At 50.6% G+C, this 24,313-nt stretch carries 22 protein-coding genes; 16 read left to right on the top strand and 6 right to left on the bottom strand.

The window, feature by feature from the left end; translation table 11 throughout:
* Positions 1–11 precede the first annotated feature (11 nt).
* Complete coding sequence (locus tag CLV60_RS09715) at positions 12–1,019, top strand: sugar phosphate isomerase/epimerase family protein (RefSeq protein ID WP_106595183.1); 1,008 nt, start codon at positions 12–14, stop codon at positions 1,017–1,019.
* A gap of 155 nt (positions 1,020–1,174) precedes the next feature.
* Here CLV60_RS09715 and CLV60_RS09720 read toward each other — a convergent pair whose 3' ends face one another.
* Together CLV60_RS09720 and CLV60_RS34995 are read right to left on the bottom strand one after the other, a co-directional pair.
* Positions 1,175–1,585: a PIN domain-containing protein gene (locus CLV60_RS09720; protein ID WP_106595184.1), complete on the bottom strand. Its 411-nt coding sequence runs from the start codon at positions 1,583–1,585 to the stop codon at positions 1,175–1,177.
* Positions 1,572–1,793 (bottom strand): DUF2080 family transposase-associated protein, encoded by a 222-nt coding sequence (locus tag CLV60_RS34995; protein ID WP_106595185.1) that lies wholly within the window; start codon positions 1,791–1,793, stop codon positions 1,572–1,574. Before CLV60_RS34995 ends, CLV60_RS09720 begins: the two co-directional genes overlap by 14 nt.
* A 101-nt stretch (positions 1,794–1,894) precedes the next feature.
* Between CLV60_RS34995 and CLV60_RS09730 the strand changes: the two genes are divergently transcribed.
* The 5 genes from CLV60_RS09730 (at position 1,895) to CLV60_RS09750 (ending at position 6,181) form a co-directional block, all read left to right on the top strand.
* On the top strand, positions 1,895–2,260 hold the full coding sequence (locus CLV60_RS09730) for a BlaI/MecI/CopY family transcriptional regulator (protein WP_211302227.1): 366 nt from the start codon (positions 1,895–1,897) through the stop codon (positions 2,258–2,260).
* Positions 2,261–2,287: 27 nt separating this feature from the next.
* On the top strand, positions 2,288–4,342 hold the full coding sequence (locus CLV60_RS09735; protein WP_106595187.1) for a M56 family metallopeptidase: 2,055 nt from the start codon (positions 2,288–2,290) through the stop codon (positions 4,340–4,342).
* A gap of 80 nt (positions 4,343–4,422) precedes the next feature.
* Positions 4,423–5,559: a glycoside hydrolase family 5 protein gene (locus CLV60_RS09740; RefSeq protein ID WP_106595188.1), complete on the top strand. Its 1,137-nt coding sequence runs from the start codon at positions 4,423–4,425 to the stop codon at positions 5,557–5,559.
* Between the two features lie 65 nt (positions 5,560–5,624).
* Positions 5,625–5,846: a hypothetical protein gene (locus CLV60_RS09745; protein ID WP_106595189.1), complete on the top strand. Its 222-nt coding sequence runs from the start codon at positions 5,625–5,627 to the stop codon at positions 5,844–5,846.
* Complete coding sequence (locus CLV60_RS09750; protein ID WP_106595190.1) at positions 5,846–6,181, top strand: type II toxin-antitoxin system PemK/MazF family toxin; 336 nt, start codon at positions 5,846–5,848, stop codon at positions 6,179–6,181. The genes CLV60_RS09745 and CLV60_RS09750 overlap by 1 nt, the downstream gene beginning before the upstream one ends.
* Positions 6,182–6,184: 3 nt before the next feature.
* On the opposite strand, the gene CLV60_RS09755 is transcribed toward CLV60_RS09750, so the two are convergent.
* Positions 6,185–6,682, bottom strand: coding sequence for a VOC family protein (locus CLV60_RS09755; RefSeq protein ID WP_106595191.1), 498 nt, complete (start codon positions 6,680–6,682; stop codon positions 6,185–6,187).
* 106 nt (positions 6,683–6,788) lie between these two features.
* Between CLV60_RS09755 and CLV60_RS09760 the strand changes: the two genes are divergently transcribed.
* Positions 6,789–7,706 (top strand): sugar phosphate isomerase/epimerase family protein, encoded by a 918-nt coding sequence (locus tag CLV60_RS09760; RefSeq protein WP_106595450.1) that lies wholly within the window; start codon positions 6,789–6,791, stop codon positions 7,704–7,706.
* A gap of 34 nt (positions 7,707–7,740) precedes the next feature.
* Here CLV60_RS09760 and CLV60_RS09765 read toward each other — a convergent pair whose 3' ends face one another.
* A complete protein-coding gene (locus CLV60_RS09765) occupies positions 7,741–8,742 on the bottom strand; it encodes a phosphotransferase (protein ID WP_106595192.1) in 1,002 nt (333 codons plus the stop codon).
* A 73-nt stretch (positions 8,743–8,815) separates the two neighbouring features.
* Between CLV60_RS09765 and CLV60_RS09770 the strand changes: the two genes are divergently transcribed.
* Complete coding sequence (locus CLV60_RS09770) at positions 8,816–9,109, top strand: GNAT family N-acetyltransferase (protein WP_229210898.1); 294 nt, start codon at positions 8,816–8,818, stop codon at positions 9,107–9,109.
* An 11-nt stretch (positions 9,110–9,120) separates the two neighbouring features.
* Here the strand turns inward: CLV60_RS09770 and CLV60_RS09775 are convergent, their stop codons facing one another.
* A complete protein-coding gene (locus CLV60_RS09775; RefSeq protein WP_106595194.1) occupies positions 9,121–11,523 on the bottom strand; it encodes a PAS domain-containing sensor histidine kinase in 2,403 nt (800 codons plus the stop codon).
* Between the two features lie 183 nt (positions 11,524–11,706).
* Between CLV60_RS09775 and CLV60_RS09780 the strand changes: the two genes are divergently transcribed.
* Positions 11,707–12,348: a 3-keto-disaccharide hydrolase gene (locus tag CLV60_RS09780; RefSeq protein WP_106595195.1), complete on the top strand. Its 642-nt coding sequence runs from the start codon at positions 11,707–11,709 to the stop codon at positions 12,346–12,348.
* 46 nt (positions 12,349–12,394) lie between these two features.
* Here the strand turns inward: CLV60_RS09780 and CLV60_RS09785 are convergent, their stop codons facing one another.
* Entirely contained in the window at positions 12,395–12,877 is a 483-nt protein-coding gene (locus CLV60_RS09785) for a DinB family protein (protein ID WP_106595196.1), read from the bottom strand.
* 128 nt (positions 12,878–13,005) lie between these two features.
* Between CLV60_RS09785 and CLV60_RS09790 the strand changes: the two genes are divergently transcribed.
* The 7 genes from CLV60_RS09790 to CLV60_RS09820 all read left to right on the top strand — a co-directional run bounded on the left by CLV60_RS09790 (position 13,006) and on the right by CLV60_RS09820 (position 24,225).
* On the top strand, positions 13,006–14,385 hold the full coding sequence (locus CLV60_RS09790; RefSeq protein WP_106595197.1) for a Gfo/Idh/MocA family protein: 1,380 nt from the start codon (positions 13,006–13,008) through the stop codon (positions 14,383–14,385).
* Positions 14,386–14,462: 77 nt separating this feature from the next.
* Positions 14,463–15,323, top strand: coding sequence for an alpha/beta hydrolase (locus CLV60_RS09795; RefSeq protein ID WP_106595198.1), 861 nt, complete (start codon positions 14,463–14,465; stop codon positions 15,321–15,323).
* A 5-nt stretch (positions 15,324–15,328) separates the two neighbouring features.
* Positions 15,329–16,114 carry an SDR family NAD(P)-dependent oxidoreductase gene (locus tag CLV60_RS09800; protein ID WP_106595451.1) on the top strand — a complete coding sequence of 262 codons (786 nt, stop codon included), beginning with the start codon at positions 15,329–15,331 and terminating at the stop codon, positions 16,112–16,114.
* A gap of 568 nt (positions 16,115–16,682) precedes the next feature.
* Complete coding sequence (locus CLV60_RS09805) at positions 16,683–19,922, top strand: SusC/RagA family TonB-linked outer membrane protein (protein ID WP_229210899.1); 3,240 nt, start codon at positions 16,683–16,685, stop codon at positions 19,920–19,922.
* Positions 19,923–19,932: 10 nt separating this feature from the next.
* A complete protein-coding gene (locus CLV60_RS09810; RefSeq protein WP_106595199.1) occupies positions 19,933–21,813 on the top strand; it encodes a RagB/SusD family nutrient uptake outer membrane protein in 1,881 nt (626 codons plus the stop codon).
* 250 nt (positions 21,814–22,063) lie between these two features.
* Positions 22,064–22,393, top strand: coding sequence for a hypothetical protein (locus CLV60_RS09815; protein WP_106595200.1), 330 nt, complete (start codon positions 22,064–22,066; stop codon positions 22,391–22,393).
* Between the two features lie 113 nt (positions 22,394–22,506).
* Positions 22,507–24,225 carry a PQQ-dependent sugar dehydrogenase gene (locus tag CLV60_RS09820; RefSeq protein ID WP_106595201.1) on the top strand — a complete coding sequence of 573 codons (1,719 nt, stop codon included), beginning with the start codon at positions 22,507–22,509 and terminating at the stop codon, positions 24,223–24,225.
* The last annotated feature ends 88 nt before the right edge of the window (positions 24,226–24,313 follow it).

Raw genomic sequence — 24,313 nt, forward strand, 5'->3', positions numbered from 1 at the left:
AATCTGACTTTATGGAAGACCTGGACAATTCAAGACGCCGTTTTTTGGGCACGTCGGCCCTTGCGGCGGTGGGTTTCGTGATAGCGCGCACGCCTATTTTCGGTGCACCGGCTTACATCAAAAAACTGGGCAAGCCCAACTCGCTGTTCAATGGCGTGCAGGTGGGGGCCATTACCTACTCCTGGCGAAGCCTGCCCGGCAGCGCTGAGGACATTTTGAAATACTGCATTGAAACCAATATCAGTGCCATCGAACTTATGGGACCTACCGGCGAGTCGTTCGCAGGCGCGCCCGAAGCACCGCCACGCCCGAACCTGGCCCCCGGCCCGGATGGCAAGCGGCCTGAAATGACCGACGAGCAAAAGGCTATTCAGAAAGAATATGCCACCAAAATGGCCGAATGGCGTGCGAAAGTGTCGATGGATAAGTTCGTACAGCTTCGCAAAATGTACAACGATGCGGGCGTAAGCATTTATGGTTTCAAGCCTAATGCATTGAATGCGAACAGTACCGATGCCGAGGTTGATTATGCGTTCCGCGCGGCGAAAGCGCTGGGAGCTAACCAAGCGAATGTGGAGCTGCCGAATGATCCCGCGCAAACGAAGCGCCTTGGAGATATTGCTGCTAAAAATAAGGTCTACTGCGGCTACCACGGGCACACGCAGCAAACGCCGACCTGGTGGGATACTGCGTTGAGTCAGTCGAAATACAATGCGATGAACTTTGATATGGGGCATTATGTGGCTGCTGGCTTCGATCCTTTCCCGTTGCTGGAAGCGAAGCACGATCATATTGTGAGCATGCACGTGAAGGACCGCAAAAACAAAGAACACGGCGGTGCCAACGTAGTGTGGGGCCAGGGCGATACGCCGATCGTGGCTGTCCTCGAAACGATGCGTGCGAAAAAATACAAGTTCCCCGCGACAATCGAGCTGGAATATGAGATCCCGGCAGGTTCCGATGCCTTGAAAGAAACTGCTAAATGCGTTGAATTCGCGCGCAAGGCGCTGGGTGCATAAATTAGTGCAGGCAATATGAAACGGGTCGTAGAGCAAAATGCTCCACGACCCGTTTTTGCTTTCAGGCGGAATGGCAGTTACAGCGAAACGCTGCCGGGATGCCGGGAGGCACTGTGTAGTTCCAAAGGTGCATAAGGAATTTCAAACGGTGCCGATTAGCAATCAAAAAACGGATTGATGATGGTGAGCTGTTCTTCTACAACCAGTAGATGCTGCATGTCCTCTGAGTACAGAACACTACATCCCGCTTCAAGGGCACCGGAAACAATAATGGCGTCGAAAAGTTGGAAGTCGTATTTTTGAGTCAGGTAGATAGCCTCGGCTAAATTGTATTCGGAAATGCCGGACATTTTGCAATCAGACATCATCTCATACCAGAACTCTGCCACTTCATGTTTGGTCCATCTTAACCTTTTCCAACAGACATTACCGACCTCTACCAACACCTGGACGTTGATGTGAGGATTTTGCCGAATTAGCCTTTTTGCTATTTCGCGTTTTTCCAGGTGTGTATCAAAGAGATAGAGAATAACATTGGAATCCAGAAAGCTGTTAGTCAAAGTCATTAGCCTCGTTTCTATCAAATTTGAATTTTGACATATCTATTCGAGGAAACTTTGAGTATCGTCTTTCTATGTCCTCCAAAGTCGCGACTTTGTGAGGTTTCTCTTCTTTTTCAACAACCACGGTAACTTTGACATGTTTCCCTACGAAGCTTGCAGGAAGCTCGATCGTGACCGAAGTAGTCTTTGGAGTGATGTTTTTCGTGAACATGATAGTGTGATTTTGTTTAAACAAATCTAGAAATTTTCTACTAAAAATTTTTTCGTACGAAATTTTTCCTACCTTTGAAAAGTTGAATGAAAAGCCAAAGGATGGAACCTACAAAATCAGAATTGGAAATACTGCAAGTGCTTTGGGAACATGGGCCGTCGACGGTGCGGTTTGTGAACGACAAGCTCAATGAAGAGAAACGCGCGGTGCAGTATTCTTCTACTTTAAAATTGATGCAGATCATGGCCGAGAAGGGTATCGTGATCCGTGACGAGAGCAGCATGAAGCACATTTACAGCCCAGCGGAGCCGGAGGATAAGACCAAATCGGCATTGTTGGAGCGCTTCGTGGACTCGATGTACAGAGGCTCGGCGTCGAGCCTGGTTATGCAGCTTTTCGGCAATAAGAACACCTCCGCCGAGGAACTCAGCGAGATCAAGGATTTCCTGAAAAAACTGGATCAGTAATCACCATACCATTTCAATCCGCTAGCCATGAATTGGAATATCATTGATCAGCCGACTGCCCACGAGTGGGTGCGCGCACTTTGCCTTACACTGATGCATTCGCTCTGGCAGGGGCTTGTGGCCGCTATCGGGGCGGGGATGATCCTGCTTTGTACCCGCAAGAGTAAACCCGCGTTACGGTACAATTTGCTGGCGTTGGTAATGTTGCTGTTCGTTATTGGAACGGTAGTGGCGTTCAATCTGATGATGCGGGATAGCGGCAAGATATCCGGTTCGGTGGTGGGTTTTTCCAAAGAATGGGTAATGCCGACGGCTTTTCAACACGCAGGTGATGTTGCCCTCGCTGCCGTAGAAACAGATTGGATGACCAGCATACTGGTGTTTTTCAATGCACATGCGCAGGCGATCGTCATAGGCTGGTTCCTTGTCTTTGTAATGAAATCAATACTGGCCGCGAGTGGCTTGTTTTACTTGCGGAAGGTCGCCCAGCAGGTTTCGATACCTGAAATGAAATGGATTGTCCGGTTTTACGAGCTGGCCGAAAGGATGCGGATACGGCAGGAAGTGGAGCTGCGCGAGTCGGTGCAGGTGGCCGTACCCATGGTGATCGGTTTTTTGAAGCCGGTGGTGCTCGTGCCGCTCGGTATGCTGGCCAACCTCCCGGCTGCTCAGGTAGAAGCCATTCTGCTGCACGAACTCGCGCATATCCGCCGCCGCGATTACCTGATCAACCTCGTGCAGATATTTTGTGAAAATGTCTTTTTCTTCAATCCGGCTGTCTGGTGGATTTCCAGGCTGATCCGGGAGGAACGCGAACACTGCTGCGACGACCTCGCAATCAGTGTCATGCAGAGCAAAACATCGTTCATTCACGCGCTCGTATCGTTCCAGGAATATAACCAGTCGCGGCCGGCGTTTGAAATGGCTTTTTCAAAAAAACGCAATCATTTGCTGGACAGGATCAAACGCATTGTCAATAACAATAATAAACCACTAGATGCCATGGAAAAACTATTTGTAACATTCAGCCTGGCGGCGGCGATAGCGTTGTCGGCGGCGACTGCACCGGAGAAACCGGCAACTTCCGGAAAACTGTCTGTCGTGAAGGAAGCCCGGCAGGACAGGGTCGAGCCTTTGCTTGGGAAAATCACGGAAGTCCCGTCAATCAAGGCGCAGAGTCTCGTATTCCCGGGGCCGGACACACTTCCTAAGAAGAAATTGCGGTCGGAAAAAATGGAAATACATTCCGCGAATGTGTACACGCCGCAGCAGGGAATCAGTACGTATAATGTTACACGTAACAACAAGCAATACGAGATCGTAAAGCGGAACAATAGGATCATTTCACTCTATGTCGATGATCAGGAAATACCTGAGAGCGACTATGCAAAATACCAGCCGGAGATTGACAAGATCATGGCGGAGGTGAAAGCACAACACGAGCTGGCTGAGAAACAGCGTGAGGAGGCCCAGGAGATGCGCAAAATCGCCGAAGAGCAACGCCGGTTGGCCGAGAAACAACGCGAGGAAGCACAAGTAATGCGCCTGGAAGCGGAGAAGCAACGGGAACATGCAAGTCAGATGCGCGTCGATGCCAAGAAGCAGCGCGAGTACGCGGACCAAATGCGGCAGAATATCAATTCGAACCGCGACGAGGCGGAGAAAATGCGATTGGAGGCTGAAAAGCAGCGCGAAGCTGCGGAAGATATGCGCAAACAAGCCGACCAGATGCGCCGGGAAGCCGAAAAACAACGTGAGCACGCCGCCGAGCAACGTGTGCAGGCCGAGGGGCAGCGTAAACAAGCGGAGGAAATGCGGCGGGTGGCTGAAAAACAGCGCGAAGTTTACATGAAACGGCAGGAAGCTGTGATTGAAGAGCTGGCTGGCGCAGGGCTGGTGAAGGATAAGGACGAGCTGTCATTCAAGCTCAGCGACGACGAGTTGATCGTAAATGGTGAAAAGCAATCCCCGGAATTGCACCAGAAGCTGAAAGCCAAATACCTGAACGACGGCGGTGACCAAAAATCGACCATGTATTACAACTATAACGGCAGGTCAGGTTATTCGACCAGAGCACGTTAGACTTACCGCCGGGCTTTATCAGTAAAACCGTCATCGGGATGTGTTTAGTAAGAAGTTACCACGAATAACTTTCGAACGGCATGCATCGCAGGACATTTGTTAAAAATACATCCCTAGCAGTAGCCGGGGCCGCATTAGCCCCCGGTTTTGCTGTTTCAGGCCAGTTCGCACAGAACAAACTGCCCAAATGGAAAGGCTTCAACCTGCTCGATTTCTTTGCTCCCGATCCGGCAAAGGGCCGCAAGGCAACTACCGAAGAGCAGTTTAAATGGATGGCCGACTGGGGTTTCGATTTTGTACGTATCCCGATGGCCTACCCGGCTTACCTGAAATTCGACCGAAGCCGCAATATCACACCAGAGGAAATTTATCAGATCGACGAGCAAGCCGTCGAGCGCATTGATAAGCTCGTGGCCGCGGCGCACAAGCACAATATACACGTAAGCCTGAACCTGCACCGCGCGCCGGGGTACTGCGTCAATGCGGGTTTCAATGAGCCCTACAACCTTTGGACCGACCAGAAGGCGCTCGACGCATTCTGTTTTCACTGGAATATGTGGGCCAAAAGGTATAAGAATACGTCGCAGAAACGCATTAGCTTCGATTTGCTTAATGAGCCGAGCATGCGCGCCGATATGAACGACCAGCATTCCAAACGGTCGTCGGTGCCAGGGGATGTCTACCGGAAGGTGGCTATCGCCGCATCGGAGGCGATCAGAAAGGAAAATCCGGGGCATTTGATCATCGCCGACGGCAATGATGTGGGCACTTCGGTAATCCCCGAGTTGGCCGATCTCGATATCGCACAAAGCTGCCGCGGATATCATCCAGGTATTATCTCGCATTACAAGGCACCTTGGGCGATGAAAGATCCCGACAATGCACCTGCGCCCAATTGGCCGGGACAGGTAGGGGATCAATATCTAAGCCGCGCCATGCTGGAAAAGTTCTACAAGCCCTGGATAGAGCTCGTCAACAAGGGCGTAGGGGTGCATTGCGGGGAATGCGGTTGCTGGAACAAAACACCGCACCAAGTTTTCCTGGCCTGGTTCAACGACGTGCTGGACATTCTCTCGTCCAACGGCATTGGTTTCTCGCTATGGGAATTCGCCGGGGACTTCGGCGTACTCGATTCACGGCGCGAGGATGTGGCTTATGAAGACTGGCACGGGCACAAGTTGGATCGTAAGTTGCTGACGCTGTTGATGAAGTACTAGAACGGGGATACGGGGCGGCTGTTGGATTGGGCAGCTATAAATGTTATATTTGAAAAACAACACACATGAAAACGATAAAAATAGAACTTTCCGACTCCGACGTCAACTTCATCCATTCGCTTCAACGGGAAGAGAATGGATTTACCAAAGAGGCAATTGAAGAGAAAATTGCCCGAGAACGCCGCCATTCCCTTGAAGAAATATTGAAAGAGGGTTATCAAGCCACGCGGGAAGAGGACCTTTCCATTACAAATGATTTTCAACACGCGGATCTTGAAAATTTGTAATGCAGAAGGGAGGTATCTTCTGGGCTAAACTCGATCCCGTGATCGGTAGCGAGACTGCCAAAACACGCCCCGTCCTGATTGTTTCGAATGACGTCAATAATCAATATGGTGCGACCGTCACCGTGCTGCCGGGGACTTCCAGTACGGCTAAAATTTATCCTTTCGAAGTTCCGCTGGATGCAAATGAAGGCGGCTTGCGCAGTGAGTCGAAGGTGAAAGCGAACCAGATTCGGACCATCGACAAATCCAGGCTAGGCAATAGAATAGGCCAGCTGAACAGCGCGAAAATGAAGGCTGTTGAACTGGCCATATTGATCCATCTGGATATTTTTTAGTTGTTATTTATTCAACTCAGCCAGTAATCCAGGGATATTCAAACTCCTGGTATACATTTCAATCGAGCCGTCAGGCAAGTATTCCCACTGGTCCTGCGGGCGGTCCCAGTAGAGCTCGACGCCATTTCCGTCGGGGTCGTTCAGGTATAATGCTTCCGAAACACCGTGGTCGCTGGCACCGGTGAGCGGGTAATTGGCTTTCAAAAGGCGGTTCAATGCAATGGCAAGGTCTTTCCGGGTAGGGTAGAGGATCGCGGTGTGGAACAAGCCGACGCCTTGGGGCTGTGCCGGAGGCGCTCCTTTGCTGTACCAGGTATTGAGGCCGATGTGGTGGTGATAGCCGCCGGCGGAAATAAACACGGCCTGGGTACCGTACCGGGTGGTGATCTCGAAGCCCAGCAAGCCGCAATAGAAATCGATGGCGCGGTCGAGGTCGGCTACTTTGAGGTGGACGTGGCCGATTTTTGTTTGGGCGGGTATGATATAGTTATCTGGTTCCATAGGAGGTTGAATGCGGTTTGTAAACAATCAATTTACATTCATTTGCGGTAAAAAATTCCGGAGGGCCGCTTTACAGTTAAATCAGTTAACCATTCAGGACATATTAATGAACCGCCGAGAAGCATTATCCTCGATCGCTGCCGTGAGTGCAGCAGGCATCGTCCCCGCCGAAGCTGCCAAAACCAAAACCCAGCCATTTATTTATTCACTCAATATGAGCACGCTGCGCGGCCAGAAACTCGGATTTCGCAAGGAGCTGGAAGTGGCGGCGAAAGCGGGTTACGGTTCGGTCGAGATCTGGATCAGCACGTTGCAGGATTATCTCAAAGGCGGCGGCACATTGCAGGAAGCCAAACGCATTATCGGCGACCTGGGATTGAAGGTGGAAGATGCGATCGGGTTTGCAACCTGGATCGTGGACGACGAGACAGCACGCAATAAAGCGTTGGATCAGCTGAAAGGCGAAATGGAGCAATTGGCTGCCATTGGCTGCCCGCGCGTGGCGGCCCCACCTATGGGCGCTACTACCGGCGCTTCGCTCGATCTTGCGCGCGTGGCGGAGCGTTACCGTGCTATCCTGGAACTAGGCGACAAAACGGGCGTAGTACCGCATCTGGAACTATGGGGTTTTTCAAAAAATCTCAGCCGGGTAGGAGAGATACTATATGTGGCCGTCGAATCGGGGCATCCTTCGGCACGTTTGCTCATGGATGTGTACCATTTGCACAAAGGCGGTTCCGGCATGGAAGCCATCAAGGATGTAGGGAAGCCATTGATCGAAATCTTCCACGTGAACGATTATCCCAAAACCCCGCCGCGCGAGCAGATCACAGACGCTGACCGCGTGTACGTGGGCGACGGTATTGCGCCTTGGAAAAATGTGATTCAAAGCCTTAAAAATCCCGATAAGCCCATTATCCTGTCGTTCGAAGTGTTCAATAAGGATTACTGGGCGCAGGATGCATTGGAAGTGGCTAAAACGAGCCTTGTGAAGATGAAGAAGATCGTCGAAGCAGCAGTATAAAAGATAGCGAGGCCGGTAGTGATACCGGCCTTTTTTATGAAGTCAGCTTTGCGCCAAGCTGGTGATGATCAAAGTACTTTTTGAGCAGAAGGTTGATAAACCTTTTCAGATAAATTTCATTCAAGAACACATTCGACCAGTTGTCGTACCGTTGCGACTGAATGCCCAAATAGAAGAAATACAAGCAGATGCCCAGTATCGGGATCAGTCGTTTTTCCTCGTCGCTCACGGGCGTGACCGCCTCGTAGCCTTGCAGGAATTGCTCCGTTTTCAGCTCGCGTTCGGCATCATCTTTTTCTGTGGAGTGGATTTGCAGCATATAATAGGCCATATCGAGGCAAAGCCAGCCATTTCCGCAAAAGTCGAAATCGAAGAATGTAATGTCACCATCGGTTGTGACATTCATATTATCAAACCAGAGATCGAGATGAACGGCGCCTTTCCGCAGCCGAGCTTGATCCGCATTTTGTAATTCACCAACCAGGTATTCCCGCACCGTTTTCATGTATTGCATTTCCTCGGTGTCGGCAGCGAGAAACTTGCCCAAATGCACGAATGAATCGATCAGCAGTTCTTTTTCGGTGTAAGTCACGCGCTGCAATGGGAAGTCTTTCGTCAGCAAATGCATTTCGGCCATCAGTTTGCCCACGCGGTAATGTGTTTCCGGGTCGAAATTGAGTACTTTCTCACCTTCGGCAAAAGAGAAAAGCACTCCAAAACGCTCGCCTTCCGGAGCCTGGAAAGTATGGATAAGTGTATGGGCAAGGTCGGCCAATGGGTAGGAAACAGACACGCCATTTTGACGTAAATGCTCCAATAGGCGCAGCTCCTCAGAAATTTCCGTCCATGTTCTCCACTGAAAACTGTACACACGGAAGATGTAGCGTTTGCCCGGCGTAGCGATCAGGTAAGTATCGCTGATTCCGGTTTTTAATATCCGGCATTCGACCTGTTGTTCAGGGAAATAATGCTTTTGAACAAAATGCCCCAGGTGAACGGGTGAAAGGTTGGAATTCGAGACGGGAAAGACGTTCATGGCGTAAGGCGATTGGGGCGGCAAAATTATGGATATATTTGCCCTGAACGTAACGCACTTTAAACAAAAATTTATGGCAGAGATCAAATTCAAGCTCGATAACCGCCGCCGCGGGGCTTTTTATGTCGAGGAGGATGGTAAGCAGGTAGGTGAAATGGTGATCGGGCTAAGTGAAACTACATTGACTGTGTATCATACCGAGGTCGACCCGGCGATGGAAGGCCGCGGGCTTGCGCGTAAAATGCTCGACGCGATGGTCGCCTACGCGCGTGAGCACGGGTTGCAGGTGTTACCCCTGTGCGAATATGTGCATGGTCAGTTTCGCCGACACCCCGAAGAATTTGCGGATATCTGGCAAAAGCGATAGGCCTGGCCGCGTTATCGTGGCTGGGGGAGATATACGATAAATGTAGCGCCCTTTCCCGGCTGGCTCTGTGCAGTAATGTAGCCGTGATGGTTCTGGACAACTTTTTTGCATAAAGCCAGGCCAATGCCGGAACCCGAGAATTCACTCCGACCGTGCAGCCGCTGGAACATCTGGAAAATGCGGTCGAGGTAAATCTCGTCGAAGCCGATACCGTTGTCGATCACTTCGAGGCGGATGTAGGGATGATCCGGTAAAAGCTTTGGTAAGGTCGCTCTTTCGGATTCACTCACAGTCCGGTACGACAGCCTGACGACCGATTGTTGCTCCGGTAGCCGGTATTTGATCGCATTGCTGATCAGATTTTGCATCAGCTGAGCGAGCTGAGAGTCGTTTCCCCATACAACAGGCAGGTCTTCGACGATAATATCGGTCTTTTGCTCCTGAATCGAAATTTCCAGGTCGGCCAATACCGAGTACACGATTTCATCCAAGCGCACCTCTTCAAATTCGCCTTCGCGTGTAGTCAGGCGGGAGTAGGCGAGCAAGTCGTCGATCATCGCCGACATTCTTTTCGACGCATCCTGAATGCGGTTGAGCATGTATTGGCCATTGTCGTCGAGCTTTTCGGAGTAGGTCGACAGCAGCCGTGAGCCGAATGACTGGATTTTCCTGAGCGGCTCCTGCATGTCGTGACTGGCTGCATAGGCAAACTGTTGAAGATTGTTATTTGAATTCACCAGTTCGATATTCGCCTGATGCAGTTCATCGGTACGCTGGCCCACACGCCTTTCCAGCTCGCTGGCGAGTTGCCGGTATCGTTCCTCACTCTGTTCGAGCTCTTGCCTGGAAATTACCTGCTCGGTCACATCCACGGCCATATCCAGGATGGCATATACTTCGCCCTTCGAATTTTTCAGCGGTTTGTAGGTGTAGTCGTAATAAAATGTCTGCAGCCGCCCATCCACCACAAGGTCGGCCCTGGCACCTTGCTCCGAATGTGCTTCTCCGGTTTTGTAGATGCGGTCGAGGATAGCGAGAAAAGGCTGGCCTTCGAGCTCAGGTAATGCATCTTTGAGCGGCTTGCCTATCACCGAGCGTCCTTTTCCCCATACTTTGAGCATCGCCTCATTCGGAATATCGATTACCATATCCTTCCCTACAAACAATGCGGTCGCTACGGGTGCCTGTTCGATCAGGGTCCTTAAATGCTCTTCATTCACTTTCAGCCGCTGTTCCGATTCAATGCGGTCGGTAATGTCCATCACAATGCCGGACAGTGAAATGGCTTTACCCATACTGTCGTACAAATATCGTCCGAGTACCCTCACCCAATGGACGGAAGAGTCGTTCCAGATAAACCTTGCCTCGTAACGAAGCTCCCCATTGTCCTCGGCTTCGGCGTAGGCTTTGTTACGGATGTCTACATCGTCGGGATGAAGGCTGGCGAGAAGAATATCGCGCGTCATATTGGCCGTCTCACTGCCGGTAATGATCCGGGCCATCGTGGGCGAATAAATAATCTCGTTACTAGCCAGGGCCACCATAAAAGATCCGGCTCCTGAACCCTCGATGGTCATGGCAGCCTGCTGATCAGCCCACGCGATCTTTTCCTGACTGGTAATCTCCGACGTGATTTCACGGGAAATCCCCGAAAAACGGTACGGGCTACCTGTCGGATCGAAATACGCCTGACCTGTGCAATGCAGCCAGCGGAGTTTCCGGTCGCTCGCACCGATCACCCGGTAGCGGACATCGTAAACGGCTCTCACCGCCGGGTCGAGCGCACGTTCCACGGCTTCAATTACCCTGGCGCGGTCGTCGGGGTGAATGAATTGGATCAGGCCCTCATAATGCATCTCCGCATCGGCGGGACGGCCATAGAGCTCCTTACAACGCTCGTTCAGTAATGCTGTGCAATCAGCCGGATTGAGGTTCCAGGTGCCTAGCTGGGCGGCTTGCATTGCAAACCGGAGGCTCTCCTCGCTCTCCTCCCTGGCTTTATCCGACCGTAATTGCTGGGAAATATCCATCATCGAACCCACCATGCGCACGGGCTTGCCTCCGCCCTGGATCGTGTAACCGCGGTCGTGCACGTGCGCATACGAACCATCGGCCCGCCGGAACCGGTAGAAATCCGACCAGTTGCTTTCACCTTTTTCGATGACGCGGTACATCTTTTTCACCACCTGCTCCTGATCGTCGGGGTGAATGCGGTCAAACCAGGAGTTGGGCCCGCTTTCGATATCTTCCGGGCGGTATCCGAAAATTTCCTGCATGCCCTCGTTCCACCAAACTGTGCCCCTCGCCAAATCCCAGTCCCAGATCACGTCGTGGGTAGCTTTCGCCACAAGTTTAAACCGTTCGATCGCCAGCAGCAGATCGTTCTTAGGCTCGTTCAGGGTAGTATCAGTCATTGGTAAAAACTTGCTCAGGTTTACGTATGCGGCATTTAAAGGCAGTCACACGTTGTAAAAATACGGATATTAAGCTAAAAGCAATGGTGGGTTACTTGCAGCGTACCATTCAAGTAAAAACCTCCCCGAAATCGCTTTAACCATCATCAGAAAAAAGCATACTAGCACCAAACCGACTGTGCCATGATGAAACCACCATTCTACTTTGCTTGTGCCGTCGCCCTGGTATTTACCGGCTGTATCATGATCCAGCCTGCTAAAAAGCCGGTTTCGCTATTCGACGGAAAAACTTTCCGGGGATGGGAGGGCGACACGGTCAAAACCTGGAAGATTGAAAACGGCAGTATTGCCGGAGGCTCGCTGGAAGAGAACGTCCCCCATAACGAATTCCTATGTACGCGTAAGGAGTATTCCAATTTTATATTGAAGGTTAAATTTAAACTGACCGGGCACGAAGGCTTTATCAATACGGGCGTCCAGTTCCATAGCGTTCGGCTGCAAAATCCGCCGTACGAAATGACGGGCTATCAGGCTGATTTGGGAGATAAATACTGGGCGAGCCTTTACGATGAATCGCGGCGAAACAAAACGCTGATCGCGCCGGACTCCGCGCTCGTCGAGAAAATCGTGAAGCGGAACGATTGGAATAACTACGAGGTGCACAGCCGCAACGGCCACATCCAGCTCTTTCTGAACGGGACAAAAACGGTCGACTATACCGAACCTGATAAGTCCATTCCGCAAAAGGGTCTGATAGGCCTGCAAATCCACGGGGGAGGAAAGGCCAAGGTATTTTACAAAGATATTATGATTGAAGAGCTGTAATGCAAAGCGGGCGGTACTTGAAATGCCGCCCGCTTTTGTAACGCAGTTACTTCCAGATTCCCAGCAAACGCCGGGCTACGACGATCTCCGCCAGATGGTAGGAGTTGTGATCGGCGATCAGCATCGCTTCGCGAACGATATTCTGCCCGCTGCCCCATGGTAAGGGACTGAAAAGGTCCTTGTCCTCATTCTGTAACAGCCGGAAAAAGCGCTGCTGGTCGTCGTTGATTTCCTTCACGCTTTCCTCCCATTGCTGGTCACTCACGCTGTCGGTCGGCTCAGGCCAGTATTCGTCGGGCCAGATCAGCGTTTTATAATCCTTCGAAATCGAAAAGTCGACAATGTCTTTCTGGGCGATCCGGATGTGCTCCATGAGCTGCCAGATGCTGTACGGGAGATTGTCGGGGATGACGGTGCGCAGGTTGGCCGGGATGCCGGCAAGCGCTTCATCGAGGGTGACGTGTGCATTTCCGCCCCTGATGAGGTCGGTCAGTTCATTAATCAGTTTTTTTCGCTGGTCGGCGTGCATGGAACGTTAGTTATTAGTAGGGTGGGGAATTCGTCGGCAAAATGTACATATTTTTGATTTACCTGCGCAACAAATCATGAATTGATTAAATTGGGAAATCATCTTCTTAAACCTTTGAAATTCTTCAAATGAAGCCTAATCGCCGTAGTTTTCTCAAAAATGTAACAGCCGCGTCTGCACTGTTAGCCACGGAAAGCATTGCCAAGCCTTTTCACATTATCAAGGATCTCAAAAAAATCAGTCCTAACGACAAGATCCGTTTCGCGACGATCGGAATGGGTATCCAGGGGCACAGCGACACGAAGGCTGCGCTGCGCAGCTCCCAGGACGTGGAGTTCGTCGCCGCCGCCGATTTGTATGACGGCCGCCTGACCCGCGTAAAGGAGCTTTATGGAAAGGATATTTTCACTACGCGCGACTACCGTCAGATCCTGGAAAGAAAGGATATCGACGCTGTGCTTGTCGTAACCCCCGACCATTGGCACGACCACATTACCAAAGCCGCATTGCAGGCCGGGAAGAATGTGTACTGCGAAAAACCCATGGTACACCATATCAACGAAGGCTTGTCGGTGATCGACGCCTGGAAAAAATCGGGCAAAACGATGCAGGTGGGGAGTCAGCGGATTAGTTCGGCTTCTTTTAAGGAGGCGAAACGGTTGTTTCAGGCGGGTGAAATCGGCGAGATCAACTATGTCGAATCCAATAACGACCGTTTCAATGCCATCGGCGCATGGAACTACTCCATTCCGACCGATGCTTCGCCGAGTACCGTGGATTGGGACACCTACCTGGGCGACGCGCCCAAGCGTGCCTTCGATGCGAAGCGGTTTTTCCGTTGGAGAAACTACCAGGATTACGGTACGGGTGTGGGCGGTGACCTATTTGTACACCTCATTACCGGCGTTCATTTCGTGACCAACTCACTTGGGCCGGAGCGGGTGATGTCGTCCGGCGAGCTAAGCTACTGGAAAGACGGCCGCGATGTGCCCGATGTGCTCGTGTCCATCCTGGACTACCCCAAAACCGATATTCACGCCAATTTCCAGATGGTACTTCGTGTGAACTTTGCAAATGCAGGTGCCATTGCCAATAATACCCGCATTATCGGTACCGAAGGCCAGATTGAATTTACGGAGAACAACCTCGTACTCACCAAGAAGAAATTGCCGAAAGCGCCCGGTATGGGAGGTTACGACAGCTTCAATACCTTCTCGGAAGCACAACAGAAGGAGTTTAAGAAACAATATGATGCGCAATATCCGGATGATACCCGGAGAGCGGAACCAGTTAAAGAAGTGAAGTTCGAAGCGCCGAAAGAGGACGATGCGCACGCCAACCATTTCAGAGACTTCTTCGAAAATGTGAAGAAAGGCAGCGTGGGTACGGTCGAGGACCCCGTATTCGGCTTCCGTGCGGCGGCTCCCGTGTTGGCGTGCAATGAAAGCTATTTCAGCAAGAAGATCGTTCACTGGGATCCTGTGGCTATGAAAATGAAGAAGAAGTAAAAACGCTTCATATCGGGCGGGAGATGCACAGCGTCTCCCGCTTTTGTTATTTCAACCCAAATCCAATTGTTTCCGGTATGAAGATCATATCTGCGATCGCAATGGCCGCAATGCTGGCCATCCCGGCCCTTGCCCAGACGGGGAAGGTGCTCGATAATCTGTCATTGCCCTCCAAGTTGCTCAAATCCGAAAGAAAGTTTGCCGTTTACCTGCCGCCGGATTATGCAACCTCCGAGCGAAGCTATCCCGTTATGTACCTGCTGCACGGCGCCGGCGACGACCATACAGGCTGGCTACAGTTTGGTGAGGTGCTGCATATCGCCGATAAGGCCATCCGTGAAGGCACCGCTACACCGATGATCATTGTCATGCCGGATGCGAATACGGGCAGGAGAGGGTATTTCAATGACGTGAAGGGAGATTGGAACTACGAAGACTTTTTCTTCACCGAACTGATGCCTTACGTCGAGAAGAAATTCCGCATTAAAGGAGAAAAGCGGTTTCGGGCCATTGCAGGGCTTTCGATGGGCGGCGGGGGTAGTTTTATGTACGCATTACACCATCCCGAGCTATTTTCATCGGCCTGTCCGCTCAGTGCATCTACCGGACCGATCACGGTGGAAGACGCGAAGAAGAACCTGATCAGGAACAACCCGAATATCGCCGATTCGACCGTAGAAAGATATTATAACCGGCACAGTGCGCTGGCATTGATCAACAATATCGCCGAAGATCAGAAGAAAGCCGTGCGCTGGTATATCGATTGCGGTGATGATGATTTTCTCTACGAAGGGAACAGTCTCGTTCACATTGCATTACGCAAAAAAGAAGTGCCGCACGAGTTCCGTGTGCGTGAGGGCGGACACACGTGGACGTACTGGCGCGAGTCGCTGCCGGAAGTATTGGCATTTGTTTCCCAAGCATTTCATCAGTATTGATTGCCATGGTACAGGACGTTCTACCAGGCATCAAACAATTTGACCTTACCGGGAAGGTCGCCATTGTCACGGGAGGCTCCAAGGGCCTTGGACTGGCAATGGCGGCGGGTTTGGCTTCCGCGGGCTGCGATATTTTATTGGTCAACCGGAGTGCTGTTGACGGTGAGCGCAGTGCTGCCGAGCTATGCATTTCGTTCGGCACGCGCGTGCTTTCCTACGCTGCCGATATTACCCGCGAGGAGCAGGTGCACGCAATGGTGGCTTTTGCCCTGGAAAGTTTCGGGAAGATCGACATTCTGATCAATAGTGCGGGGATCAATATCCGCGGGCCGATAGATGAGCTATCGACGGCCGATTTTAAGCACGTTATGGACGTTAACGTGACGGGTACGTGGCTCTCATGCAGGGCTGTGGCACCCCATATGAAAGCGCAGCACAGCGGCCGGATCATTAATCTGGCCAGCACGCTGGGGCTGGTGGGGCTCGCCAACCGCACACCTTATACGGCCAGCAAAGGAGCCATCGTGCAAATGACCCGCGCGCTGGCCCTGGAACTTGCTCCTTACGATATCATGGTGAACGCCATATGTCCCGGCCCGTTCCTGACTGAGATGAATATTCCCATCGCTGAAAGCGATGATGCCCGTGATATTATCCTTGGCGCCACCGCGCTCCGCCGCTGGGGCCATCTGCATGAAATTCAGGGTGCTGCCATTTTTTTGTCCAGTAATGCGGCCAGCTACATGGTGGGCTCGATTCTTACCGTCGACGGCGGGTGGACCGCCCGTTAATCGCTTTTTAATCTGCTAAAATATAATTTTTAAAAGATTGAATCGTTTACGTACGCGCATTTGCGGGTGAAGCTGCAAAAATCAGGTAAGTTTCTGCAAAATTGTTATTAGTATCTCTATAAATGCCGTTTCCATGCAATGGGAGCGGTTTTTTGTTGTCTATCCAACTAGTTGCTGCGTATAGAGACCGGTTAGTAGTATACGTTAAGTAACTAGTGGTTATTTTTCAAGAAAACATATTCAGAAAGCAGGAATGCTTGTTTATGTAAATAATTTCATATCTTTTTGTACATCCGGTTACTCATATAGTCCGCCTCGGTATTGCCGGATTACAAAATATAACATTTTCGAGTTTAGCTCCCCTGTCAAGTATAAATAAATCGCCGTCCGGTTACGGAGCGATATTTTAAAAATAGGACTTTAAAAATTATAAGTAAGACAAATTGTGTATGGTAGACACTTCTCTGACTTGTTGAAAAACAAGGGCTTATGCATGAAACCCAGTTGTAATATCTTTTCATTTTTTTATAATTTTTTTAACTATCTACTATCTATCTATACTTAATCTATGATGATTTCTGAACGGGAAAAGTACCGTAGCCTAACGCGGTATTTTTACTCCCTTCTGTTGACCTTGCTGGTCATGACCGGTGCGTACGCTCAGGACGTAACGGTGAAGGGAAAAGTGAATGATGAGCAAGGGCAGGGGTTGCCCGGCGTGAGCATCCTGGTGAAAGGGACCTCCACAGGTACGGTGACGGACATTGAAGGTAATTATACTGTGAATGCTCCGGGTACGGCAACGCTCGTGTTTTCCTTCATCGGGTACATTACGCAGGAGATTCCACTGGGCAACAAAACGAGCCTGGATGTGAAAATGGCAGCCGATACCAAAGCGCTTGACGAAGTCGTGGTCGTGGGTTATGGTACCGCCAAGAAAGCTACCCTGACCGGTTCGGTAACGGCCGTGAAAGGTGCCGAGCTTCAAAAAGCGCCTTCTACCAACCTTTCAAACACATTGGGAGGACGCCTACCAGGCGTTTCCGCGGTGCAATCGAGCGGTGAGCCAGGTTACGACGGCTCAGCGATCCGTATCCGTGGTACCAACTCGCTGGGTAACAGCAATGCGCTGATCGTTGTGGACGGTGTTCCTAACCGTTCCGGTGGTCTGGATCGTCTGAACCCTGCTGACATCGAAAGTATTTCGGTACTGAAAGATGCTGCTGCGGCGATCTATGGTTCACGCGCGGGTAACGGGGTAATCCTGATTACCACCAAACGCGGGAAAAGTGGTAAGCCACAGCTTTCATACGATCTGAACCTGGGTATTGCACAGCCAACCCGCACACCGCAAATGTCGAATGCAGCGGAATATGCTACTATCCGTAACGAGTTGCAGATCTACGACAACCTGCCGGTAGGACAGTGGCAGGGTGCGTTGCAAGGGTTCAACACGAACGGTTCTTATACCCGTACCGATAACGGCAACGTACTGAGCGCGGTGTATACTCCGACCGACCTTCAAAAGTTCCGCGACGGTTCCGACCCGCTGACCCACCCGAATACCGACTGGTATGGCTCGGTGATCCGGAATTGGTCACCTCAGCAACGCCACAACCTGCAATTGACAGGTGGTAGCGAGAATATCAAATACCTTGCTTCATTGGGTTATATCAACCAGGATGGTAACTACGTGAATTCTGCGACGGGCTACAAGCAATACGACATGCGTGTGAACCTCGATACGAAGATCAATAAATATGTGACTGCCAAGCTAGGTGTGGTAATGCGCGAAGAGTTCCGTCGTTTCCCCAACGGTGGTGGCGCGGGCGATATTTTCCGTATGCTCATGCGTGGTAAGCCAACCGAAATCGCGATCTGGCCGGATGGACGTCCTGGTCCGGATATCGAAAATGGCCAGAACCCTGCCGTAATTACTACCAATACAACAGGTTACAACAACGACAAGCGCGATTACATCCAGACGAACGGCCAATTGGACATCGACGTTCCTGGCGTACCGGGCTTGAAAGTGACTGCAATGGCGGCAGTGGATAAGCAAATGCGTCGTCAGAAGTCGTTCCAGAAGCCGTGGACGCTTTATTACTGGGATAAAAAGACTTACGAAGCCGATGGCACGACGCCTCTGTTGACCGGTACTGTACGTTCGACGTTCAACGATCCGCGTTTGACTGAAACTTCTTCGCAAGAGCTATCTATCCAGCTGACAGGCCAGGCTTCTTACGAGAAGACATTCGGCTCGCATAACTTCAATGCGATGGTGGGTGTGCAGCGCGAGACGGTGGATGCCGATGGTTTCTTCGCTTACCGTCGTTACTTCATCTCTCCGGTTGTAGACCAGCTTTTCGCGGGTGGTACGCCTGAGCAGAACATCGGAAACTCGGGTACCAACAATGGTGATTTGTACAAACGGGCACGTTTGAGCTATTTCGGTCGTGTGGGTTACAACTTTAAAGAAAAATACCTGGCCGAATTCCTGTGGCGTGCGGATGGTTCTTATGTGTTCCCGAAACAAGGCCGTTTTGGTTTCTTCCCTGGCGTATCGGCAGGTTGGCGTATTTCCGAAGAGGGATTCTGGAAAAACAATATCCACTTCGTGAACAACGTGAAACTGCGTGCATCGTGGGGACAAATGGGTGCTGAGCCGTATTTGCTCGGAACAGAGACACTGGCCGAATACCAATACCTCAATACAATGGGCTTTGGTACTTATATCGTGAACGATCAGGTAGTGAAAACCCTGCTTGAATCGCGCGTGGCGAACAACAACTTCACCTGGGAGGTTGCCAACAACTCCAACTTCGGTATCGAAGGTACTTTGTGGAAAGACCGTATCGCATTTGAAATCGACTACTTTATCAATAACCGCTCGAAAATCCTGATCCCGATGACGGGTTCAACGCCTTCGTCGGCAGGTATCGATGGCAAGCTTCCTCCTGTAAACCTTGGTAAGCTGCAAAACAAGGGTTTTGAATTTAAGGTGAGCTACGACGGCTCGGTCGACAATTTTACCTACTCGATAGGTGTGAATGGTGGCTATGCCAAAAACACAATCAAATACTGGAACGAAACACCGGGTATACCTTCCTACCAAACTACTACCGGCCGTCCTTACCAGGCATTCCTCGCATACCAGTATGACGGCGTTTTCCGCGACCAGGCCGAAATCGATGCCAATACGATCAATTACTCGGGTATCACAGGTACACTCCGTCCGGGTGATATGAAGTTCAAGGATGTAAACAATGATGGTAAAATCACTAAGGATGATATGGTTCGTTCGGAAAAAACCAACCGTCCGCGCTTCACCGGAGGTGTGAACATCAACCTTGGCTACAAAGCATTCGATTTGTCTATCCTGTTCCAGGGTGCTGCGGGTGGATTGCAATATGTGGGTCAGACAGAATCGGGTGACATTGGTAACTATTTGAAATACGCCTACGACCACCGCTGGACGATCGATAATCCAAGCTCGACGGATCCGCGCCTCGCTAACCGCAATAACACTTACTATACTAACCTTACGAACGCGGATTCTCCAGGTGCAAACACTTATTATCTCAAAAGCAATAACTACCTACGTCTGAAAAACATCGAGCTGGGCTATAACCTGCCTTCGGAAATCGGTTCGAAAATCGGTGTGGGTAACCTGCGTGTGTATGTGAACGGATTGAACCTGTTCACGTTCGACAAAATCAAGATCTGGGACCCGGAAGCGACTTCTACCAACGGACAATACTATCCGCAGTCGCGAGTTCTTAATGCAGGTGTACGTGTAACTTTCTAAGATTAAAAAAATGAAACTGAGTTATAAAAATTGGATTTTTCTGGCGGCACTGGCCACATCCGGACTGGTGTCGTGCGACACTGACTTTCTGGATGTAACGCCGCCCACCGAGATCCCTACCGACGAGGTCTGGAAAGACGGTGCATTGGCCGAAGGGTTTGTTACGGGGATTTACCAGGGATTGCAGCAGGGAGGTTTCAGTGAGCAAATGCTTGCCTCTCTTTCCGACGAAGCGGTATTTACCCACACCGGACGTAATATCAATACTATCAACGAAGGTAGTCTGAGTCCGTCCAACCTGGGCTGGGTGGACGATACTTATGGATGGGGGCCTATGTACACCCGCATTCGCGCCACTAACCAGGCAATCCAGGAGTTGCCGACGTCTACCTTCACAGATCAGACTTTGAAGGACCGTTTGAAAGGCGAAGCGCACTTCTTGCGTGCTTATTACTACCAGCAGCTGATTCGCTACTACGGTTCGGTACCTCTTATCACGAAGGTGTACGCATTGAATGAAGATTACTCCGTCGCAAGGAATACCTTCGAGGAATGCGTGAAGTTCATCGTGGCGGATTGCGACAGTGCCGCTGCATTGCTGAAAGGCAAGGCAGACCAAAAAGGCCGCGCGTCGGAAGTATCTGCACTGGCTTTGAAATCACGCGTTTTGCTGTACGCAGCAAGTGACTTGCACGATGTTCCTACCGCAAAAGCGAAATCGGCGGTGATCGCTGAATTCCCGAATCCCGAGTTTCTGGGTTACACCGCCGGCGAACGCAAAGCACGCTGGACGGCTGCGCAGGCTGCCGCGAAAGCCGCATTGGATGCGAAAGCAGGTTACAAGCTTAACCTTACCGCGCCGGTTACCGCCGCGCAGGGTAAAATCAACTACATTTCGATTGCCATGGCCGGATACAGCGCCGACAAAACCCTGGATGCTTCCGGTGGCGACGATATTATCTTCGGTCGCTATTTCACGGCCAGCCAGACTTCGGACGGCGCACGTCAGACCGGTTTGAACAACGGTCCTAACGGTTACCACAACTGGGCTGGTAACACACCGATCGGTTTGCTGGTAGATGATTATGAAATGATGGACGGAACAAAGTTCTCCTGGACCAATCCTACACATAAGGCTAATCCTTATGTGAACCGCGATCCGCGTTTCTACGCAACGGTGATGTATGATGGTGCTAACTGGAAACCACGTCCTTCCGATGCGAAAGATCCTGCTAACCAGATTCAGACCGGTTCTTACGATTTGCTTGATGAGAAAAATGCATTGTTCAACCGCAAAGGATTGGATACCCGCAGCAGCTCTATCGAAGATTGGAACGGAAGCCGTACGGGTTACTACATGCGTAAGTTCATCGATCCGAACCCTGCGCTGTACGACAACACCGACCGTCAGAATATCCCATGGCCGTTCATTCGTGTGACCGAGGTTGCATTCAACTATATCGAAGCCAGCATCGAGCTGGGCCAGGATGCGGTAGCACTTGAATGGCTGAACAAAATCCGTTTCCGCGCTGGTATGCCTGCGTTGAAAGTTTCGGGTAATGCTTTAAGAGAGGCTTACCGCCAGGAAAAACGCATTGAAATGGCTTACGAAGAGCAGCGTTACCACGACGCACGTCGCTGGATGATCGCTCCGACTACTTTGGGCCGTTCGTTGCAGTTCATTACTGTGATCGGTAAGTTTAAGGCCGGCAAGTCGATGAAAGAGCCGTATCACTACGATCCGACCGTTTACGACTATACTTACACGCCGACCGAGGACAAAGCGCACGAAAACCGTACGTGGGTGGATAAAATGTATTTCCGTCCATTCAGCCGCGACGAAATCAACCGTAATGCGAAGCTGGTTCAAAACCCTGGTTACGACAAGTAACAGGTTTTGAGCAACCTACCTTATCAACTGCCCGTGCTGTACAGTACGGGCAGTTTTTATTTTGAGGTTTTTTGAAGACAAATTCCCACAAAACGTGGATTTAGGTAAACACTATTAAACTAATAGAATATTTGTAATTATTTAAAAATCAGATAGTTGCGAGTTTTGGCATAATCCTGTTGGAATAAATGGGCAACAGTGCGAATGCACGAGACCAAAAACATTAATAGTTGTCTAAAAAACAAGGATTATGAAAAAGCTAGTAGTATTGGCATTGGCCCTGACGCTCATCTCATTTGTTTCTGTACAAGCCCAGACGGCTGATCATTCAGCGCATCAGGAAGCGGTGGCACAAAAAACAACCAAGGCGAGCCAGCAAGAGAAGGTAGAGGTGAAAACCGCAGATCTACCGGAGGGGATTCAGAAAACAATCAAGAGCGACGACTTTAAGGGCTGGACGGTGAAAAAGGCATTTCTGGTAACCGAGCCCGACAAAGCACAGTATTATGAACTACAAGTAGCGAACGGCAAAGAAAACGCCCTCGTGAAACTCGATAAAGACGGAAGAAATGTAGGATAACCATAGTATTCCTTCATGAGTCAGTGAATGAGCCGGAGCGATCCGGCTTTTTTTGTTTCCGGGTGGGTTGCTAACTTTAACGTCGTATTTGAAAATACCTAACCCATCACTGAATGACCTTAATTCTACGTTCTGTTTGCTGCATTACCGCGGCCTCATTCCTTCTATTGAACTGCGCGGGCAGAAAGCAATCCGCACCTGCCGGCAACCAGCTCACCACTACCGATTCAAAAGGCGAAGAGCTTTTTACAACGCATTGTGTTTCCTGCCATACTATGGAGCAGGAGGAGATCGGCCCGCGCCTGGGTGGTGTTACTAACGTGCTTTCGGAGAAGGAGCTCATCGCTTTCATTAAAAACCCCAACCACGCGATCGAGTCGGGTAATGCGCGTGCAGTGAGTCTTTCCAAACGGTACAAGATGATTATGCCGCCGTTTGATTTTTTGAAGGACGAGGAAATACGTTCGATCCTGGGGTACATTGCTTCGGAAACGAAAGCGCACAATATAGCCCCGTTGGAAGTTAAAATTGATACTGCTTCGAATGCCCGCCTGGCGCAGCCGGTGATTAAGACCAGGCTGAGGATAGAAGTGGAAGACTTCGTGACAATACCGCCATCCAGCGACAAGATGCCCCGCACGCGTATCGCGAACATGCGCCCGCACCCGTCGCAGGACGGCACGCTTTACGTGAGTGATCAGCGCGGACTGATTTACAGGATCAGCGGAAAAGATGTATCGACATTCGTGGATCTGAGGAGTGAAGTTGAAAACTTCGTCAATGAACCCGGCCTGGGTACCGGGCTCGGCAGCTTCGCATTCCATCCGGATTATCTTAATAACGGTTTAATTTACATTACCCACACGGAAGCACCCAAAGGAAAGCCTGCCGACTATTCGTACAGCGATACCATCAAGGTGGCATTGCAATGGGTGGTCTCGGAATGGAAGGTCGACGATGTCAAAAGCCCGGTTTTTAAAGGGAAAAGAAGAGAGTTGCTGAGGATCAATGTGCCTAATGTGGTCCACGGCACGCAGGACATCGGTTTTAACCCCGATGTCGCGAAAGGAGACAAGGACTACGGCTTGCTATATATAGGTACCGGCGACGGCGGCTCGACGATCAGCAAATACCCGCAGCTTTGCCACAGCCTTTATTCGTTGCTGGGCACGATCATCCGCATCGATCCGCTGGGCAGTAATAGCAGGAATGGGCATTACGGTATTCCGGCAGATAATCCGTTCGTGAACGAAAAGGGGGATATCTATAAAGAAATCTATGCCTACGGTTTCCGCAATCCGCACCGTCTGGCCTGGCACAATGGAACACTTTTCAGTGCGGAGGTGGGCGAGTCGAACTTTGAAGAGGTGAACGTGATTACGAAAGGCGGTGATTATGGGTGGAATGTGCGGGAAGGGAACTATGGTATCTCTTCCAAAGATCTCAAAAATGTGTATCCGGTGCCCGCGACCGAAACCGGCAAATTCGAGAAGCCGTTCTTGCAATACGATCACATCGACGGAAATGCGATCAGCGGTGGCTACGTGTACGAAGGCCCGATTGCGGCTTTAAAGGATAAATACATCTTCGGGGATATCGTTAACGGACGTATTTTTTATGCCAATATCGATTCCCGGCTGAGCGATCAGTCGGTATACGAGCTGATGATCGCCCGCGATGGAAAGGACACGAACCTGATCGAAATGTCGGGTTCGAAGCGCGTCGATATCCGTATCGAATACAACCGCTACACGAAAGAATTGTACGTTATGACCAAAAGCGACGGCAGGATACGGCGGGTTAGCAAGGCGTATACGTTAAATCAGCCGTGAAGGCGCTAAATAGTTTGTAATGGCCGATAAATAATTGAATTGTCCTGATTTTCAGTGGGCGTTGTTTCTTTGCAGCCCTCATTAAAAC

Source organism: Dyadobacter jiangsuensis, from assembly GCF_003014695.1.
GTDB lineage: Bacteria > Bacteroidota > Bacteroidia > Cytophagales > Spirosomataceae > Dyadobacter > Dyadobacter jiangsuensis.